At 69.8% G+C, this 17,432-nt stretch carries 17 protein-coding genes and 1 tRNA gene; 13 read left to right on the forward strand and 5 right to left on the reverse strand.

The genetic code is table 11. The features are described from left to right. Positions 1–102: 102 nt before the first annotated feature. The 7 genes from AC0L6G_RS13530 to AC0L6G_RS13560 all read left to right on the forward strand — a co-directional run bounded on the left by AC0L6G_RS13530 (position 103) and on the right by AC0L6G_RS13560 (position 6,782). Positions 103–468, forward strand: a complete 366-nt coding sequence (locus tag AC0L6G_RS13530) for a ribonuclease (RefSeq protein WP_293828204.1) — start codon at positions 103–105, stop codon at positions 466–468. Positions 469–545: 77 nt separating this feature from the next. Then, entirely contained in the window at positions 546–1,046 is a 501-nt protein-coding gene (locus tag AC0L6G_RS13535) for a hypothetical protein (RefSeq protein ID WP_293828206.1), read from the forward strand. Further along, on the forward strand, positions 1,043–1,858 hold the full coding sequence (locus AC0L6G_RS13540; RefSeq protein WP_473252477.1) for a phosphatase PAP2 family protein: 816 nt from the start codon (positions 1,043–1,045) through the stop codon (positions 1,856–1,858). The genes AC0L6G_RS13535 and AC0L6G_RS13540 overlap by 4 nt, the downstream gene beginning before the upstream one ends. Positions 1,859–1,860: 2 nt before the next feature. Further along, a complete protein-coding gene (locus AC0L6G_RS13545) occupies positions 1,861–2,823 on the forward strand; it encodes a right-handed parallel beta-helix repeat-containing protein (RefSeq protein ID WP_293827703.1) in 963 nt (320 codons plus the stop codon). Positions 2,824–2,900: 77 nt separating this feature from the next. Continuing rightward, positions 2,901–4,748 carry a M20/M25/M40 family metallo-hydrolase gene (locus AC0L6G_RS13550; RefSeq protein WP_293827704.1) on the forward strand — a complete coding sequence of 616 codons (1,848 nt, stop codon included), beginning with the start codon at positions 2,901–2,903 and terminating at the stop codon, positions 4,746–4,748. Between the two features lie 177 nt (positions 4,749–4,925). After that, the gene (gene recA, locus AC0L6G_RS13555) at positions 4,926–6,008 is read left to right on the forward strand and encodes a recombinase RecA (RefSeq protein ID WP_291540135.1); all 1,083 of its coding nucleotides are present in this window, start codon (positions 4,926–4,928) and stop codon (positions 6,006–6,008) included. Positions 6,009–6,185: 177 nt separating this feature from the next. Next, positions 6,186–6,782 (forward strand): hypothetical protein, encoded by a 597-nt coding sequence (locus AC0L6G_RS13560; RefSeq protein WP_293827705.1) that lies wholly within the window; start codon positions 6,186–6,188, stop codon positions 6,780–6,782. A gap of 71 nt (positions 6,783–6,853) precedes the next feature. On the opposite strand, the gene AC0L6G_RS13565 is transcribed toward AC0L6G_RS13560, so the two are convergent. The 4 genes from AC0L6G_RS13565 to AC0L6G_RS13580 all read right to left on the reverse strand — a co-directional run bounded on the left by AC0L6G_RS13565 (position 6,854) and on the right by AC0L6G_RS13580 (position 12,185). After that, the gene (locus tag AC0L6G_RS13565) at positions 6,854–9,046 is read right to left on the reverse strand and encodes a 3-hydroxyacyl-CoA dehydrogenase NAD-binding domain-containing protein (RefSeq protein WP_293827706.1); all 2,193 of its coding nucleotides are present in this window, start codon (positions 9,044–9,046) and stop codon (positions 6,854–6,856) included. Positions 9,047–9,233: 187 nt separating this feature from the next. After that, positions 9,234–10,439 carry an acetyl-CoA C-acetyltransferase gene (locus AC0L6G_RS13570; RefSeq protein WP_293827707.1) on the reverse strand — a complete coding sequence of 402 codons (1,206 nt, stop codon included), beginning with the start codon at positions 10,437–10,439 and terminating at the stop codon, positions 9,234–9,236. A 228-nt stretch (positions 10,440–10,667) separates the two neighbouring features. Beyond that, complete coding sequence (locus AC0L6G_RS13575) at positions 10,668–10,892, reverse strand: hypothetical protein (protein ID WP_291540051.1); 225 nt, start codon at positions 10,890–10,892, stop codon at positions 10,668–10,670. Between the two features lie 57 nt (positions 10,893–10,949). Beyond that, complete coding sequence (locus AC0L6G_RS13580) at positions 10,950–12,185, reverse strand: PQQ-dependent sugar dehydrogenase (RefSeq protein ID WP_293827708.1); 1,236 nt, start codon at positions 12,183–12,185, stop codon at positions 10,950–10,952. Between the two features lie 185 nt (positions 12,186–12,370). On the opposite strand from AC0L6G_RS13580, the gene AC0L6G_RS13585 reads away from it, so the two are divergent. Together AC0L6G_RS13585 and AC0L6G_RS13590 are read left to right on the forward strand one after the other, a co-directional pair. Further along, positions 12,371–12,447, forward strand: a tRNA-Met gene (locus AC0L6G_RS13585). 301 nt (positions 12,448–12,748) lie between these two features. After that, complete coding sequence (locus tag AC0L6G_RS13590) at positions 12,749–13,057, forward strand: hypothetical protein (protein ID WP_293827709.1); 309 nt, start codon at positions 12,749–12,751, stop codon at positions 13,055–13,057. 6 nt (positions 13,058–13,063) lie between these two features. On the opposite strand, the gene AC0L6G_RS13595 is transcribed toward AC0L6G_RS13590, so the two are convergent. Continuing rightward, complete coding sequence (locus AC0L6G_RS13595; protein WP_291540044.1) at positions 13,064–13,735, reverse strand: TlpA family protein disulfide reductase; 672 nt, start codon at positions 13,733–13,735, stop codon at positions 13,064–13,066. A 73-nt stretch (positions 13,736–13,808) separates the two neighbouring features. Between AC0L6G_RS13595 and argH the strand changes: the two genes are divergently transcribed. Genes argH through AC0L6G_RS13615 form a run of 4 tightly spaced genes read left to right on the forward strand, consistent with a single transcriptional unit; the run spans position 13,809 to position 17,384 of the window. Next, positions 13,809–15,173, forward strand: coding sequence for an argininosuccinate lyase (gene argH, locus AC0L6G_RS13600; RefSeq protein WP_293827722.1), 1,365 nt, complete (start codon positions 13,809–13,811; stop codon positions 15,171–15,173). Continuing rightward, positions 15,170–15,400 (forward strand): hypothetical protein, encoded by a 231-nt coding sequence (locus AC0L6G_RS13605; protein WP_291540043.1) that lies wholly within the window; start codon positions 15,170–15,172, stop codon positions 15,398–15,400. Before argH ends, AC0L6G_RS13605 begins: the two co-directional genes overlap by 4 nt. A 3-nt stretch (positions 15,401–15,403) precedes the next feature. Then, positions 15,404–16,678: a diaminopimelate decarboxylase gene (gene lysA, locus AC0L6G_RS13610; protein WP_293827710.1), complete on the forward strand. Its 1,275-nt coding sequence runs from the start codon at positions 15,404–15,406 to the stop codon at positions 16,676–16,678. Between the two features lie 49 nt (positions 16,679–16,727). Then, a complete protein-coding gene (locus tag AC0L6G_RS13615; RefSeq protein WP_293827712.1) occupies positions 16,728–17,384 on the forward strand; it encodes a hypothetical protein in 657 nt (218 codons plus the stop codon). Positions 17,385–17,432 lie beyond the last annotated feature (48 nt).

The raw sequence follows: 17,432 nt of genomic DNA on the forward strand, positions 1-17,432 counted from the left end.
CCGCCTAGATCGGGGCTGGCGCGCCGGGTTCAAGGGCGCGGGCGCGGGAACCGCAACCGGGTGGGGCGCTTTAGATCGTCTCCACCATGAAAGAGCCGCGCCATGACGCACGCCGATTTCCACACGCCCGAAACCCCCAAGCCCGAGACGGAATGCGACGACGCCCGCGAAGCCGCCGACATGGGCGAGAAACCCGATCTGGGCCGCAAGGGCGACACCCTGATCGACGCCCTGGACGGCAGCGATTCGGGCTCGGACACGCGCGCGGGGTCTTTGCGCGGCGGCTCGGCCGGCGGTTCGGACGACGACTCGGATTCGCGCCGGATCAACGAAACCCTGGCCCAGGAAGGCCGCGACGCCGCCGACCCGGATTCGCCGTCCGACGCCGAACCGGGCGCGATCGCGGGGTCGCGACGGGATTTCGAAGGGCCGGGCGGCGATCCGGCCGAGGGCGGGCGCGAGGAATAGGCGCGCGCCGCCTTGCCGCCGCCGCAAGCCTGCGCCACGGTGGCGCTTAGACCCTTCGGTCCAGGGACGCTTCTTCGATGACGCTTCGTTTGGCGGTGGTTTCCGCCGTTGTTCTGTTCGGCCTCGCCGGCTGCGACCGGGCCAAGGCGCCGGCTCCGCCCGCCGGGACGGATGCGGCAGGGCCGCCCGCCGCCGAGGTCGAGACCGGCCCCGCTTCGGCCGCGGCCCCGACGCCAACGCCGGCCCCGACGCCCGCGCCCGACGGCGGCGCGCCGGCCTTCGCCGTCCTGTATCCCGGCGCCCAGGTGCAGGGCGCGCCCCTGAGCGCGGACGGCGCCGCCGGACCGGGAGGGCTGCTCACCTTCACCACCGACGCCTCGCCCGACCAGGTCGTGGCCTTCTATCGCGAGCGGGCCGAGGCCGCCGGGCTCAGGTCCGTCACCGGCATGAACCAGGGCGAGGCGCGCGCCTACGGGGCGGCGGGCGATCGGCCGGACGGGCCGTCGCTCCAGGTCGTGGCGGCCCCCAGCCCCGAGGGCGGAACCTCGGTGCATATGAATTGGAGCGCCGGATCGTGATCGCCCGCACCGCCCGGCGGATTTCGGCGGCGGGCGTCGTCTTCGTCCTGGCCGCCTGCGCCGGCGCGCAAAGACCCATCGCGACCATCCCGGCGGAAGGCTATCTGTCGGCGGGCGTCCTGGCCGGTCTGGCGGCCGCGATCCCCCCGCCGCCCGCCGCCGGCTCTCCCCAGGACCAGGCGGACAAGGCGGCCTCGGCCCGCTACGTCGCCTTGGAGGACGGGGATCGCTGGCTCCTGGCCACGTCCCACGCCGAGGTGCGGCCCCCCCTCGGGCTGCAGCATTTCGACTGCGCCCTGGGGGTGCGGCTGGGATCGGCCCAGGCGGCGGGGCGGACGCCCGCGCTGGACCGGATGATGGGACGCCTCTTTCACGACGCGGCCAGCGTCGCCGAACAGGTCAAGGCGCGTCAGACCCGCCCGCGCCCGGTCGCGGACGATCCCGCACGCCGCGCCTGCCAGACCCTGGACGCGGCCGCGCGGCGCAGCGGCTCCTATCCGTCGGGGACGGCGGCGGTCGCAACGGCCTATGGCGAGGCGTTCGCGGCGCTGGAGCCGGATCGGGCCGAGGCCGTGCGCCGCATAGGCCGCCAGATCGGGGTCAGCCGCCTGGTCTGCGCCATGCACTATCCCAGCGACGTGGCGGCGGGCGAGGCCATCGGCCGACAGGTCGCCGCCCAGGCCGTCGCAGGCCCCGCCTTCCAGGCCGATATGGCGGAGGCGCGCGTCGAACTGGCCGCCGCTCGCGCGACGGGCCTGACCAATCCGGGCTGCGCGGCCGAACGCGAGGCCCTGGCCGCCGTCCTACCCTAGCGATGGCCGGCTGGCTCGCGCTCGCCCTGACGCTGCAGGCCGCGCCGCCCGACCTGCCCGCCGCCCGGCCGTGCACGGCCCGGGAGACGGCGGACCTGACCACGCCGTCGGACCTGCCCTATCGGCTGACCTGCCGGGCCGAACTGGCCGGGCGCGACATCCGCCGCCGCGTCCTGATCGAAGGCCAGGCGGCGTCCGGCGCGGTTCTGGATTGCGGCGGGGGAGAAATCCGCGCGCCGGGCCGGGCGACGACCGCCGCCCCCACGGTCGCCGTCTGGTCGAGGCCCGAGAACGGCGGCTGGTCGCGCCCGACCGACATCGCCATCCGCAACTGCGGCGTCTTGGGCAATGTGCGCGTCTGGGGCATGGGGGCGGGCGGGTCGATGCGCGACCTGCTGGCCTCGTCGCGCACCGCCGGCCACACCCTGGCGGCCCAGGCGGCGGCGCCGACCCGCGTCGTCCTGGACCGCATCCGCTTCCAGGGGGCGGGGACCATCCCCCTCTATGTCGGGCCCGGCGTGACGCGCGTCACGGTCCGCCGCTCGCGCTTTTCCGGCCGGTCGACCTCGGTGGCGATCTATCTGGACGCCGAGAGCGCCGGCGCCCTGATCCAGGACAACGACTTCGACATCCGCACCGGGCGCGAGCAGATCGCCGTGGACGGATCGGGCGCGAACCGCATCGTCGGCAATCGGCTGGCCCTGGGCGGCCGGGGCGGGGTGTTCCTGTACCGCAACTGCGGCGAGGACGGCGTGATCCGTCACCAGACGCCGTCCTACAATCAGATCACGGACAATGTCTTCACCGGCGCCGGCTGGCTGCGGCCGCGCGCGGTGGTGATCGGATCGCGCGAAGGCCGCCGGCCCTATTGCGGCGCCGACCGGGGCTATCCGTTCGGATCCAGCGCCGAGGACGGCGACGGGGCGACCGGCAATCTGGCGGCCCGCAACGTCGTCCATCGCTGAAGCCCCCCGCGCCGATCTCCCCTTGCGCCGCACGCCGCGAGGGGGCTGACTGGGCGGCGGACGTGGGGAGAAGACCAATGCGGCTGATCCTGTTGTTCGCGGCCCTGGCGGTCGCCCTGGGCCTGGCCGTGGCGTCCAGCCGGACGCCCGCGCCGCGATCCGCCGCCACGCCCGCCCAGGCCTTCTCCGCCGAGCGGGCGATGATCGACGTCCGCGCCATCGCCCAGGCGCCCCATCCGGTCGGATCGGCGGATCACGCGCGCGTCCAGGCCTATCTGGTCCGGCGGATGACGGCCCTGGGCCTGGACCCGCAGATACAGACCGGCCCCCTGTCGCCGCGCGCCGTCCGGCGGATCGAACGCGAAGGCCGCAGCGCGCGGGGGCTAGAGGCCGCCAACATCGTCGGCGTCCTGCCTGGACGCGATCCGGCCCTGCCGGCCGTGCTGACGATGGCCCATTACGACAGCGTCCCCGGCTCCGCCGGCGCCGCCGACGATGCGGCGGGCGTGGCGGCCATCCTGGAGGCTGTGCGGGCGATCAAGGCGCGCGGCGGGACGAATCGCGACCTGATCGTGCTGCTGACCGATGCGGAGGAGTTGAACCTGGACGGGGCGCGGGCCTTTTTCGGCGCCCATCCGTGGCGCGACCGGGTCGGCGCCGTGGTCAATCTGGAGGCGCGGGGCGGCGGCGGCCGGGCGATGATGTTCGAGACGGGGCCGGGCAATGCGCAGACCATCGCGGCCTACGCCCGGGCCACGCGCGACGCGACCGGCGGGCCGTCCAGCAACGCCCTGGCCGTCTTCGTCTATCGGCTGATGCCGAACGGCACGGACTTCACCGTGGCGGCGGACAGGGGGCTGGCGGGGATCAACCTGGCCTTCATTGGACGACCGGACCAGTATCATTCGCCGGCCTCGACGCCCCAGGCGCTGGACCAGGGCAGTCTTCAGCATATCGGGTCGCAGGCGCTGGAGACCGCCGACGCCTGGCTGCGGGCGCCGACCCTGCCCCAGGCGACGCAGGACGCCGTCTACGCCGACGTCTTCGGACAGTTCGTCGTCTCGCATCCGCCCCCGATCGGCTGGGTCTTGCTGGCGGCGGCGGGCCTGGCGGCCGCCTGGGCCGCGTGGCGGGCGCGTCGGGCGAGCGGGCTGAGCGCCTGGTCGGCGGCGCGCGGGGCGGCGGACGGGCTGTGGCTGATGGCCGCCGCCGTGGTCGTGGGCCAGGCTGTGCGCGTCCTGGCGGGGCCGATGGGCGGCCCGGCCTCGGCGCCGGAGACCTATCACACCCTGCTGCGCCGCCTGCCGGCGCTGGAGGCGGGGGCGGCCCTGGCGCTGGCGGGACTGGCCCTGCTGGTGATCGCGGGACGGGGCGGAGGGCGGATGCTGGCGGGCGGACTGGTCGCGGCGGCGGTCCTGGCGACGGCGCTGGGGGGCGTCGATCCGGTGCTGCTGGGGGCGGCGGCGCTGGCGGTGGTCCTCGGCCTGTGGCCGCGCCGGGCGCCGGCGACGCCGTGGGGCGGCTGGCTGGGTCTGATCGTCCTGGTGCTGATCCTGGGCGCCGGGGTTCAGGCGCTGGCGCCCCTGGCGGCCTTCCTCCTGATCTGGCCGGGCCTGATCGCGGCGCTGGCGGCGGCCTGCGCGGCCCTGATCTCCGACCGGCTGCCGGGCTGGACGGCGCCGCTCCCGGCGGCGGCTGCGACGGCCGGGGCGGGCGGCTGGCTGCTGGCCCAGGGGCACGGCGTTTTTCTGGCGGTCGGCATGGACCTGCCCGGCGTGCTTGGCGTGATCGCGCTCCTGGTCGTCGTCATGGCGCGCCCCCTGGCCCCGGCCTCCGCGGCGGGCGCCAGGACCCTGGGCCTGATCGCCGGCGGCCTTCTTCTAGGCGGCCTGGCCGTCGGGCTGGGCGCGCGGCTGATCGCCTGAGCGAGCGGCCTGCGTCAGAAACGGTCGCCTTTCCGCGATGTTCCTGTTTTGATCGAGGAGAACATCTTGTGAACCGGAACAAACCATGCACATAGTCCGTCTCACGAAACGGGGGCGGGTCCATGGCGGGTCTCTCCCAGGCTTTTGACGGGAATCATGGCAAGGGAGACGAAGGCGATGGCTTCACAGGCGGCATTGAAACTGGTGGGCAAGGACGACGGCGACAAGCAACGCGCCCTGGAGGCGGCGATCGCCCAGATCGACCGCGCCTTCGGCAAGGGCTCGGTGATGAAGCTGGGCAAGGCCGGGCAGGTCAACGAGATCGAGAGCGTCTCGACCGGCTCGCTGGGCCTGGACATGGCGCTCGGCATCGGCGGTCTGCCGGTCGGCCGGGTGATCGAGGTGTTCGGCCCCGAATCCTCGGGCAAGACGACCCTGGCTTTGCACACGGTCGCCGAGGTGCAGAAGAAGGGCGGGGTCGCCGCCTTCGTCGACGCCGAACACGCGCTGGACCCGGTCTACGCCCAGAAGCTGGGCGTGAACCTGGACGACCTGCTGGTGTCGCAACCCGACACGGGCGAGCAGGCGCTTGAGATCGTCGACACCCTGGTGCGTTCGGGCGCCGTGGACATCGTGGTCATCGACTCGGTCGCGGCCCTGACCCCGCGCGCCGAGATCGAGGGCGAGATGGGCGACAGCCTGCCGGGTCTTCAGGCCCGGTTGATGAGCCAGGCGCTGCGCAAGCTGACGGCCTCGATCTCCAAGTCCAAGTGCATCGTGCTGTTCATCAACCAGATCCGCCACAAGATCGGGGTGATGTACGGCTCGCCGGAAACGACCACGGGCGGAAACGCGCTGAAATTCTACGCCTCGGTGCGCCTGGACATCCGCCGCACCGGCGCGATCAAGAACCGCGACGAGGTGGTCGGCAACACCACCCGGGTCAAGGTGGTCAAGAACAAGGTCGCCCCGCCGTTCCGCGAGGTCATCTTCGACATCATGTACGGCGAGGGCATCTCCAAGCTGGGCGAGGTCATCGACCTGGGCGTCAAGGCCGGGGTGATCGAGAAGTCGGGCAGCTGGTTCAGCTACGATTCGACCCGGATCGGCCAGGGCCGCGAGAATGTGCGCGAGTTCCTGAAGCAGAACCCCGACATCGCCGCCTCGATCGAGAAGGCCGTGCGGGCCTCGACCAACAAGATCGCCGACGAACTGCTGGGCGCGCCCGAGCCGGACGAAGGCCAGGATCTGGAAGGCTGACGCCAGCATCCGAGGCTGGGCGGACTGTCAGAGTTTGTCCTGGTCTCGGTCAGGTCTTTTCACCGCTACTCCGTCGCCCCTAGCGACCCGCCACCGACCCCGCGAAGAGCGGCGGAGCGACCCGCTCGACCTCGTGTCGGGCGGGTCTTTCTCTTGTCTGGGGGGGGGCGATTGCGATTGGCCCAGGGCCGCGCAATAACGATGGCCATGCGAAACCGCTTTGGGTGTCTGGCTTTGCTCGCCCTCTTGGTCTGCGCGCCTCTCGTGGGTTGGCAAACCTACCAGTACGTCTGGTATCAAAGCGTCTTGCCTCATGGCGTCGAGGCAAGATGGATCGAATATCGTAAGCAAGCGGCTTGGGGCTTCGGGCCCGGCGCCGACGAGGTCGGACTGATCATATATCGGCTGGAGAAGGCTTCGCTTTCAAAGATTGAAGACGGAGGATTGGCTTATCTGTCTGACGCTTCTGAAAGCCAGGTGCTGGTGAATGCATCTCAGCGGAAGGCGAATGAGCGTCGAACTTACTGGGACTGGAAGCGCACTCCGATCGTTCCATTGTGGTCTGAACATGGGGAGCATAACTGCGGCCGCGAGCCCGGCATTGGGGCCTTCCTGGATCGCAATGATTTCCGCTGCAAACTCGATCCGAAAACCGTGTCGCGGGTCAATGCCATCATAAGTTCTGACAACGCGTTTTACGCCCATGGGCGAGGTGGGAGCGTCGTCATCGTGGCTCCGGCTGAGAAACGCGTGATCCTGGCGTACAGCGGCTAACAACGCCTTTTAAACGAAAACGGGCGACCCGAAGGCCGCCCGTTCCATCGTCTGTGGATGTCCGCTACCGATCAGGCGGCGGCCTTCTCGGGCGCGAACTTGCCGTAGAAGGTCTCGTTCTTGGCCGCCATGTCGCGCAGAAGCTGCGGGACCTTGAAGCGGTCGCCGTAGGTCGCGGCCAGGCGGTCCGCCGTCTTGACGAACCTGGCCAGGCCGATGCCGTCGATCATGCTGATCGGGCCGCCGGTCCAGGGCGCGAAGCCCCAGCCCAGGATGGCGCCCAGGTCGGCCTCGCGCGGGTCGTCGATGACGCCCTCTTCCCAGCAGCGGGCGACCTCGACCGCCTGGCGGTACAACAGGCGCGTCTTCAGCTCGTCGATCTGGGCGAAGGCGGTCGGCGCTTCCGGCTGGTCGATGCCCTTGGTGGTCGGCGCCAGTTCGCCCAGACCCTTCCAGATCGTCTTGGGCTTCTGATCGTAGTCGTAGAAGCCCTTGCCGTTCTTGCGGCCGAAGCGTCCGCCCTCGACCATCTTGGCGACGATGTCCTCGCCTTCGGTTGGGACGTATTTGTCGCCCAGGTCCTGGCGGGTCTGTTTGGCGATCTTGTACGACAGGTCCAGGGCCACGTCGTCGTGCATCTCCAGCGGACCACGCGGCATGCCGGTCATGCGCCCGACATTGTCGATCAGGGCCGGGCCGTAACCCTCCTCCAGCATGGCCATGCCTTCCATCAGGAAGGTGGAGAAGCAGCGCGAGGTGTAGAAGCCGCGGCTGTCGTTGACGACGATCGGCGTCTTCTTGATCTTCAGCACATAGTCCAGCGCCTTGGCGATCGCGGCCTGACCCGTCTTTTCGCCCAGGATGATCTCGACCAGCATCATCTTGTCGACGGGCGAGAAGAAGTGGATGCCGATGAAGTCCGCAGGCCGCACCGAAGCCTCGGCCAGGCCGGTGATCGGCAGGGTCGAGGTGTTGGAGCCGAACACCGCGCCGTCGGCCAGCTGGGCCTCGGCGCGCTTGGTCACGTCGGCCTTGATCTCGCGGTTTTCGAACACCGCTTCGATCACCAGGTCCGATCCCTTGATCAGGTCGTAGTCCGTCGTGGCCGTGACCGAGCCGAGCAGGGCGTCGTATTTCTCCTGCGTCAGCTGACCGCGCGACAGGCGTTTCTTCAGCAGCTCCTCGACATGGGCCTTACCCTTGTCGGCGGCTTCCTGTGTCTGGTCGATCAGGATGGTCTCGATGCCGGCCATGGCCTGAACATAGGCGATGCCGGCGCCCATCATGCCGGCGCCGATGACCGTGACCTTCTTCGGATCGGACTTGGGCACGCCACTGGGGCGCACCGCGCCCTTGTCCAGCTCCTGCTTGGACAGGAACAGCGAACGGATCATCGCCTGGGCCTGAGGCGTCATCAGGGTCTTGATGAAGTAGCGGGTCTCGATCCGCAGCGCCGCGTCCATCGGCACTTGGGCGCCCTCGTAGACCGCCTTCATCAGGTTCACCACGGCCGGATAGTTGCCGTAGGACTGTTTGCGCAGCATGGCGTTGCCGACCATGAAGTTCTGGATGCCGGCCGGATGATAGGGGCCGCCGCCGGGAAGCTTGAACGACTTGTCGTCCCACGGCTGCACGGCCTTGCCGCCGTTCCTGATCCAGGCCTTGGCGGCCTCGACCGACTGGCCCTTTTCGACGACCTCATGGACGATGCCGGCGCCCTTGGCGTCGTTGGGGCGGAAGGACTTGCCCTCGCTCATGGCCATCATGGCGTTCTGGACGCCGACCAGGCGGGTCAGGCGCTGGGTGCCGCCGCCGCCGGGGAACAGGCCGACCTTGATCTCGGGCAGGCCCAGCTGGATCTTGTTGTCGTTCTCGACCACGCGGTAGTGGGCCGCCAGGGTGAACTCCAGCCCGCCGCCCAGGGCCAGGCCGTTGATCGCGGCCGCGATCGGCTTGCCCGAGGTCTCCAGCGCGCGGAAGGCGCCGTTCAGCGCCCAGCCGGCGTCGAAGGCCTTCTGCAGGTCGCCGCCGCCCGACAGCACGCCGCCGGCCATGTCGCCCAGGTCCGCCCCGGCGCAGAAGCCCGACGCCTTGCCCGAGGTGATGACGGCGCCCTTGATGGCGTCGTCGGTCTTGATGCGTTCGACCAGCTGCGGGATTTCCGCCATGACCGAGGAGGTCAGGGTGTTCATCGAACGGCCCGGCACGTCGAACGTGACCAGGGCGATTCCGTCGGCGTCGACGTCGATCTTGAAGTTTTCCATTTGGCGATCCTGCCTTTTTCAGCGGGCGGCCTGTCCGCAGGTCGCGCCCTTTTTGAAACCCGACATCCTCGGCCTTGTGCCGAGGATCCAGAAACTCAAACGCCTGCCGATCATACTCCACCGCCTGGGAGTCTGGATCCTAGGCACAAGGCCTAGGGTGACGGTGAAAGGGAGGACAGGCGCGCGATCAAATCCGCTCGATCACCGTGGCGGTGCCCATGCCGCCGCCGATGCACAGGGTGATCAGGGCGGTCGACTTGTTCGAGCGTTCCAACTCGTCCAGGGCGATGCCGGTGATCATGGCGCCGGTGGCGCCCAGGGGGTGGCCCATCGAGATGCCGCCGCCGTTCACGTTCATCTTGGCGTGGTCGATGTTCAGCGCTTGCATATAGCGCAGGACGACGGCGGCGAAGGCCTCGTTCAGCTCCCACAGGTCGATGTCGTCGGGCGTCATGCCCAGCTTGCCCAGCAGCTTGCGGGTCACATACTCAGGCCCCGTCAGCATGATCGACGGCTCCGAACCGATCGAGGCGCCGCCCAGGATCTTGGCGCGCGGCTTCAGGCCCAGGGCCTGGCCGGCTTCCAGCGAGCCGATCAGCACGCCGGCCGAACCATCGACGATGCCCGACGAATTGCCGGGCGTGTGCACGTGGTTCACGCGCTCCACCTCGGGGTAGCGCTGGTTGATCACGCTGTCGAAGGCCATCTCGCCCATCATGGCGAAAGAGGGATTCAGGCCGCCCAGGGCCTGCATGTCCGTGTTCGGACGAATCGTCTCGTCATGGTCCAGGATGGTCAGGCCCAGCTGATCCTTGACCGCGATCACCGAGTTGTTGAACCGGCCCTCGGCCCAGGCCTTGGCCGCGCGCTTGTGGCTTTCGACCGAATAAGCGTCCACGTCGTCGCGGCTGAAGCCGTATTTGGTGGCGATCATGTCGGCCGAGACGCCCTGCGGCACGAAATAGGTCGGAAAGGCCGAGGAGGGGTCGGTCGGCCAGGCGCCCATGTCCGAACCCATCGGCACGCGGCTCATGACCTCGACGCCGCCGCCGACGGCGAAGTCGGCCTCGCCGGACTTCACCTTGGCCGTGGCCATGTTCACGGCTTCCAGGCCGGAGGCGCAGAAGCGGTTGACCTGGACGCCCGCGGTGTCCTGGGACCAGCCGGCCGACAGCACGGCGGTGCGGGCGATGTCGGCGCCCAGTTCGCCCACCGGGGTCACGCAGCCCAGGATGACGTCGTCGACCTTGGAGGTGTCCAGATCGTTGCGGTCGCGCAGCGCCTGAAGAACCTGGGTGGCCAGGCTGAGGCCGGTGATCTCGTGCAACGAGCCGTCCTTCTTGCCCTTGCCGCGCGGGGTGCGGACTGCGTCGTAGATATAGGCGTCAGCCATGGGAGTGGGTCTCCATTTTTGTCCCCTATGCGCGACACGCGGTGTCGCGCGACTTGAGGGGAGGACGGTTCCAAGCGTGGACGCCAAGAACCCTACGTTTACGTCAACGTCAAGTAATAAGCCGTGTGATCTCCCGCTAGGATGGGCGGCGTTCGCGACGACGGGAAGGACAGGAAGGGGCGACGGCCGGACGCCCGTCCGACCCGTCGTCGCGGATCGGCGCCGGGCTCAGTCGGCGCGGGGAATGCGGCTCGCGCCGCCGGTGATCTTGCAGGCGTATTCGGTCTGCGGCCGGCCGGTCTGGACGCCGGTCGGGACCAGGATGCCCTGGTCGCGGGCGCAGGCGGCCTCCAGGGCGTCCATCTCCTGCTGATAGCGGTTGACGCCGCCGGTCGTGCCGCAGGCCGCAAGCAGCGGCAGGGCGAGGGCTGTGGAGAGGATCAGGATACGCATGGTCGATTGCTCCCTATGGGACGCGCGCGCGCCGGCTCGTTCCCCCTAGGGTGAAATCTACTGCGTCGCCGCCAGCCTGACCAGCTTGCCGTCCTGTTCGTCGGTGACGGCCCAGACGGCGCCGTCGGCGGCCACCGCCACGTCGCGGACCCGCTCGCCCAGATCGGTCAGCAGACGCTCCTCGCCGACGACGCGGTCGTCCTCGATCACCAGTCGGGCGATGTGCTTTTCCTTCAGGCCCGCGACCAGCAGGTTTCCGTTCCAGCCGGGGAACATGGCGCCCTGGTAGAAGGTCGCCCCGCCCGGCGCGATCACCGGATCCCAGTAGTAAACAGGCTGTTCCGTGCCTGGCGCCTGGGTCGCGCCGCTGTTGATCCGCCCCCCGGCGTATTCGACGCCATAGGCCGCGTCGGGCCAGCCGTAGTTCAGGCCGGCCTTGTCGATATTGACCTCGTCGCCGCCGCGCGTGCCGTGTTCGACGGTCCAGATCGCGCCGGTTCCCGGTTGGACGGCGATCCCCTGGACGTTGCGGTGGCCCAGGCTCCAGATTTCGGGCCGGGCGCCGGCGCGGCCGACGAACGGATTGTCGGAGGGGACGGAGCCGTCGGCGTTGATGCGGATGGTCTTGCCCATGTGCGAGCCCAGGTCCTGGGCTTGGGGCCGCATCGGCTTGTCGGAGCGTTCGCCCAGGGTCACGAACAGCTTGCCATCCGGCGCGAAGGCCAGGGACGAGCCGAAATGCTTGTCCCCGTCATAGACCGGCAGGGCGCGGAACACGACCTGGACGCTCTCGATCCGCGACCCGTCGTCGGACAGGCGCCCGCGCGCGACCGAAGTGGCGTTGCCGCCCTCCCTTGGTTCGGAATAGCTCCAGTAGATCATCCGGTCCTGGGCGAAGCCGGGGCTGACGACCACGTCCAGCAGGCCCCCCTGGCCGCGCGCATCGACGGCGGGCAGGCCCTGGATCGGTTCGCCGACCTGGCCCTGGGCGGTGACGAGGCGCATCCGGCCGGGCTTTTCCGTCACCAGCCAGCGGCCGTCCGGCAGGGCGGCCAGACCCCAGGGATGGACCAGGCCCGAGGCGACGACCGTATGGCTCATGGCCTGTTCGGTCTTGACCGCCGGCGCGCGGGTCTGGCCGGGGAAGGCCGGCCGTTGGTCGGGATTGCTGGCCGGCCGCGTCTCCAGCGGCCCGCCGCTTTGGGACGTGGTCTCGGCGCTTTCGCCGTTCGCCCCGCAGGCGGCGGCGAGCACGAGCAAGGACGTAGAGGCGGCGGCGACGATCAGGCGCATGGCGCAGGCTCCGAAAGGCGAAAGGATTATCGAGCGAAAACGGCAGGGCCAGCGTTACCGTTCCCGTGCGCCCCGGTCGTGCGCCCTATCGACGCATGATCTGACGTGAGATGACTTGAACACAGCCCCCGACGGCGATATAGGCACGCCTCTTTCGCGGCCGGCTCCGGCCCCGCGACGCCCGGGACTGGGTAGCTCAGATGGTTAGAGCGGTGGATTCATAACCCACAGGTCGGCGGTTCGATCCCGCCTCCAGTCACCAACCCTATCCGCATTCAGCAGAGCCAAGGATCACATCGGCGGCGGCTGGGTCCTGAAGAAGGCTGTCGCGCCGACTCCGAAGTAAAGCAGAGCGAAGATGATCGCCAAGGCGAGCAGTAACAGGACCACGCCGCGTTTGCTTTTCAGGACACGGGGTTTGGTCGTGCGTCGCGCCATGGAGGTGAAACAGCGGCCGGGCGCTTCTGTTCCCAATGTCCGAAAGGCGTCGTGAGGCCCGGAGGCAACCTGCGCCATTGTGCTGCGTTTCCCGTCGATCTTCCAACCTCGACCGGAGTTTCGCCGTGACGATCCGAACCCAAGCCCTGCTGGCCGCCGTCGCCGCCCTGACGCTGGGCGCCGCCGCCTGCACCCAGGCCGAGCAGGAAAAGACCGAGGCCCATGCCGAGGCCGCCGCCGACAAGACGGCGGATGTGGCGTCGCAGGCCGGCGAGGTGATCGAGGGCGGGGCGATGAAGGCGGCCCAGGCCGTCGAGACCGGCGCCGGCAAGGTCGCCGACAAGCTGGAAGGCGAACAGGCCGAGGCCGCCGCCGAAGGCAAGCCGGGCGCGATCGATCCCGCCAAGGACGAACGCGTCCCGGCCAGGAACTAAGGCCGATTAGGCGGGGGGCGCCGCCGGCTGCGGCCCTTCCGCCAGCACGGCGTCGATCAGGGCGCGGGCCTGGGGGCTGGACCAGTCCGCTTCGCCCGCCATGGCCGCGCGGATACGGCCCTGGCGATCCAGGACGATGGTTTGCGGCATGGCGCCCTTGGCGGGGAATTCGAACGGCAGCTGGAAGCGGATGTCGCTGTAGAAGGGCAGGGGGGCGTGATCGTCCAGGAAACGCCTGGCCTCGGCCGCGGCTTCCGGCGTCGCATCCACATTGATCGGCAGGACGACCAGGTCCGGGTTCGCCGCATAGGCTTTCGCCAGCGCCTGGAGCGTCGGCATCTCCGCCTTGCACGGCGCGCACCACATGGCCCACAGGTTCACGACCACCACCTTGCCCCGAAAGGCCGAGAAGCGGACGGCCGTGCCGGTGCGGTCGCGGAAGGCGTATTCGGGGGCCGTTTCGGCCCGGGCCGGGGTGGAAAGCGCGGCCAGCGGACCGGCGGCGAAGCGCGCCAGGTCGCTTTTCGGCGTCGCGGCGGCGGTTGCGGCCTCTTGCATTTGCGCCTTCTGGCGATGATTGGCGTATAGCGACATCGCCATGCCGCCGGCGCCGGCGATGGTGCTGACCACCACGACCGCGCCGACCACCGCCCAGATCGCCTTCCTAGAGCCGCTCATGACCCAATCCGTTCCCGCCGACGCCATGCCATCCGCCGGTTCGACTGCGCCGGCGAAGCCGGCGGGTCAAGACATGTGGGGCGGACGCTTTTCGTCGCGCCCGGCCGAGATCATGCAGGCCATCAACGTCTCCATCGGCGTGGACCAGCGTCTGTGGCGCCAGGACCTGGCCGGATCGCGCGCCCATTGCCGGATGCTGGCCAAGCAAGGAATCATCCAGCCGGCGGACGCCGAGGCCATCCTGGGCGGGCTGGACGCCATCGAGGCCGAGATCGAAAGCGGCGTCTTCCCCTTCCGCGACCAGTTCGAGGACATCCACATGAATGTGGAGGCGCGGCTGAACGAACTGATCGGCGAGCCGTCCGGGCGGCTGCATACGGCGCGCAGCCGCAACGACCAGGTGGCGCTGGATTTCCGCCTGTGGGTCCGCGACGCCTGCGACCGGTCGGCCGCCCAGTTAAAGACGCTTCAGACCGCGTTGCTGAACCGCGCGGAACAGCACGCCGGCGACCTGATGCCCGGCTTCACCCATCTGCAGACGGCCCAGCCGGTGACGCTGGGCCACCATCTGATGGCCTATGTCGAGATGTTCGGCCGCGACGCCGGTCGCTTCGCCGACGCCCGCGCGCGCATGAACGAAAGCCCGCTGGGCGCCGCCGCCCTGGCGGGGTCGCCCTTCCCCATCGACCGCTGGATGACGGCGCAGGAACTGGGCTTCGACCGCCCGATGGCCAACAGCCTGGACGCGGTGTCGGACCGCGACTTCGCCTTGGAAAGCCTGGCCGCCGCCTCGATCACGGCGGGCCATCTGTCGCGCCTGGCCGAGGAGATCGTGGTGTGGATGACGCCGATGTTCGGTTTCGCCGCCCTGCCCGACGACCTGACCACCGGCTCTTCGATCATGCCGCAGAAGCGCAACCCCGACGCCGCCGAACTGGTGCGGGCCAAGACCGGGCGGATCATGGGGTCGCTGGTGGCCCTGTCCACCGTCATGAAGGGGCTGCCGCTGGCCTATTCCAAGGACATGCAGGAGGACAAGCCGCCGGTGTTCGAGGCGTTCGACGCCCTGGACCTGGCGCTGAACGCCATGACGGCCATGGTTTCGGCCCTGCAGCCTGACACCGAACGGATGGCCGCCGCAGCCGGCGCGGGCTTTTCCACCGCCACCGACCTGGCCGACTGGCTGGTGCGCGAACTGAACCTGCCGTTCCGCAAGGCGCACCATGTGACGGGCGCCGCGGTGAAGCGGGCGGAGGCGCTGGGCGTGGACCTGGCGCAACTGCCGCTGGACGAGATGCAGAAACTGGAGCCGGGGATCACGGAAGCGGTTTACAAGGTGCTGACCGCCCAGGCTTCCTGCGAAAGCCGACAAAGCTATGGCGGAACCGCGCCGGAACAGGTCCGCGCGCGCATCGCCGATTGGAGAAGCCGCCTATGAAGAAGACTTTGATCCTCGCGGGCGCGCTCGCCCTGCTGACCTCGGCCTGCGGGCGGATGGCGGACCTGGAATCGCCGGTGCGCCAGACCGAGCGCGCGCCGCGCGACAGCCGCGCCCCGCACCTGCCCGAGCCGGCGACGATGAACCGCCCGTCCAGCAGCGTGCCGATCGACGGCGGCCCGTCCAATCCCATCGGCGCCGGCGCCGCCCAGAACGATCCGCGATAGACCTTGCACCATTTCGACCTGAAGGACGGGGCCCTGCATGCCGAGGGCGTGCCGCTGGAGCTGATCGCCGACGAGGTGGGCACGCCCGCCTATGTCTATTCGACCGCGACGCTGAAGCGGCACTACGGCCTGCTACGCGCCGCCGCCGACGCGCATCGCGACGCCCTGGGCGAGGCCCTGATCGCCTTTGCGGTCAAGGCCAACTCCAACCTGTCAGTCCTGGCCACCCTGGCCAAACTGGGGTCTGGCGCCGACACCGTGTCGGAAGGCGAGATCCGCCGGGCCCTGGCGGCGGGCGTGCCGGCCGACCGGATCATCTTCTCGGGCGTGGGCAAGACCGATGTGGAGATGGCGTTCGCGATCAGCGTGGGGGTGCGCCAGATCAACGTCGAATCCGGCGCCGAACTGGATCGTCTGATCGCGGTGGCGGCCATGATGGATGCGGCGCCTGCCATCGCCGTCCGCGTCAATCCCAATGTGGGTGCGGGCGGCCACGCCAAGATCACCACGGGTGGCAAGGGCGACAAGTTCGGCGTGCCGGTGGAAGGGGCGATGGATCTGTACGCCCAGGCCTCGGCCTCGCCCCATGTCACGCCGGTCGGCCTGGCCTGCCATATCGGCAGCCAGATCACCGACCTGGCCCCGCTGGAGGCCGCCTTCACGGTCCTGGCCGAGATGACGCGGGCCTTGCGCGCCCAGGGTCATGCGGTGACGCGGCTGGACCTGGGCGGCGGGCTGGGCGTGCCCTATTCCGGCGGGGTCGAGCCGCCGTCCCCGGCCCGTTACGTCGCCATGGCGGCGCGGGTGCTGGACGGGCTGGACGTCGAGGCGGCGTTCGAGCCGGGGCGGCTGCTGGCCGCCAACGCCGGGGTGCTGCTGAGCCAGGTGATCCAGGTCAACGAACGCTCGGACGGGCGCCGGTTCCTGGTGTTGGACGCGGCGATGAACGACCTGATGCGGCCGGCGCTCTACGACGCCTTCCACGACATCCGGCCGGTCGTTCCGCGCGGCGGCCAGACCCTGGCCTACGATGTGGTCGGGCCGGTGTGCGAGACGGGCGACACCTTCGCGCGCGACCGCGCCCTGGCGCCGCTGAAGGCCGAGGACCTGGTGGTCTTCACCGGGGCGGGAGCCTATGGCGCGGTCATGGCCAGCGAATACAACAGCAGGCCCCTGGCGCCCGAGGTTCTGGTGGACGGCGATCAGTGGGCCGTGATCCGACCGCGCCCGACCTATGAGGAGATGCTGGACCGCGAGCCGTTCGCCGACTGGCTTTGATGTCGAATTCGGCTCGACCGTTATAAAGTAACACGCTATAGGCGGCGTCATGTCTCCCGCCGCCGAACAGTCCGTCCTCTTGTCCCTGCTGGGCGGCGGCTTCGTCGCGGCCTTCCTGCACGCGGCCCTGCCGACCCACTGGCTGCCCTTCACCCTGGTCGGGCGAGCGCAGGGCTGGCGGCCCCGCCGCATCCTGCTGGCGGTGACGGCGGCGGGCCTGGCCCACATCGCCACGACGGCGGTGGTCGGCGGCCTGATCGTGGCGGCGGGCCTGGCGCTGGACCAGTGGATCGGAGGGATCCTGCCCCACCTGGCGGCGGTGCTGCTGTTCCTGTTCGGGGCCTTTTATCTGGCGCGGTCGGCCCTGCGGCGTCCCGTCCTGGCCGGCGGCCCGGCGGTCGAGACGCCGGATCCGGCGGTGTCGGACAAGGCCGCCTTTTGGGGCCTGGTCGCCATGATGGCGGTGTCGCCGGGCGAGGTGCTGCTGCCCATCTATCTGTCTTCGGCCTCGGCGGGGATCGGGGCCCTGGCCCTGCTGACCCTGGTGTTCGCCGTCGGCACCGTCGCGGGCATGGCGCTGTTCACGGCCCTGGCCAGCGCCGGCGCCTCGATCCTGCGTCTGGAGCGATGGGCGCGTTACGAGGGGGCGGTGCTGGGCCTGGCCCTGATCGCCCTGGGCCTGATCGTGGCCATGCATCAGCACTGATATTACATGATAACATTCAAGGCGTTATCAAGTAGCGGCTTGGCTGTA

This window comes from Brevundimonas sp. D3-1P (assembly GCF_055809335.1).

What these genes read in the sequence shown, in the direction of transcription:
- AC0L6G_RS13530 (WP_293828204.1), top strand. Translation starts at nt 103, where the DNA reads ATGACGCACGCCGATTTCCACACGCCCGAAACCCCCAAGCCCGAGACG.
- AC0L6G_RS13535 (WP_293828206.1), top strand. Translation starts at nt 546, where the DNA reads ATGACGCTTCGTTTGGCGGTGGTTTCCGCCGTTGTTCTGTTCGGCCTC.
- AC0L6G_RS13545 (WP_293827703.1), top strand. Translation starts at nt 1,861, where the DNA reads ATGGCCGGCTGGCTCGCGCTCGCCCTGACGCTGCAGGCCGCGCCGCCC.
- AC0L6G_RS13550 (WP_293827704.1), top strand. Translation starts at nt 2,901, where the DNA reads ATGCGGCTGATCCTGTTGTTCGCGGCCCTGGCGGTCGCCCTGGGCCTG.
- recA (WP_291540135.1), top strand. Translation starts at nt 4,926, where the DNA reads ATGGCTTCACAGGCGGCATTGAAACTGGTGGGCAAGGACGACGGCGAC.
- AC0L6G_RS13565 (WP_293827706.1), bottom strand. Translation starts at nt 9,046, where the DNA reads ATGGAAAACTTCAAGATCGACGTCGACGCCGACGGAATCGCCCTGGTC.
- AC0L6G_RS13570 (WP_293827707.1), bottom strand. Translation starts at nt 10,439, where the DNA reads ATGGCTGACGCCTATATCTACGACGCAGTCCGCACCCCGCGCGGCAAG.
- AC0L6G_RS13575 (WP_291540051.1), bottom strand. Translation starts at nt 10,892, where the DNA reads ATGCGTATCCTGATCCTCTCCACAGCCCTCGCCCTGCCGCTGCTTGCG.
- AC0L6G_RS13580 (WP_293827708.1), bottom strand. Translation starts at nt 12,185, where the DNA reads ATGCGCCTGATCGTCGCCGCCGCCTCTACGTCCTTGCTCGTGCTCGCC.
- AC0L6G_RS13595 (WP_291540044.1), bottom strand. Translation starts at nt 13,735, where the DNA reads ATGAGCGGCTCTAGGAAGGCGATCTGGGCGGTGGTCGGCGCGGTCGTG.
- argH (WP_293827722.1), top strand. Translation starts at nt 13,809, where the DNA reads ATGTGGGGCGGACGCTTTTCGTCGCGCCCGGCCGAGATCATGCAGGCC.
- AC0L6G_RS13605 (WP_291540043.1), top strand. Translation starts at nt 15,170, where the DNA reads ATGAAGAAGACTTTGATCCTCGCGGGCGCGCTCGCCCTGCTGACCTCG.
- AC0L6G_RS13615 (WP_293827712.1), top strand. Translation starts at nt 16,728, where the DNA reads ATGTCTCCCGCCGCCGAACAGTCCGTCCTCTTGTCCCTGCTGGGCGGC.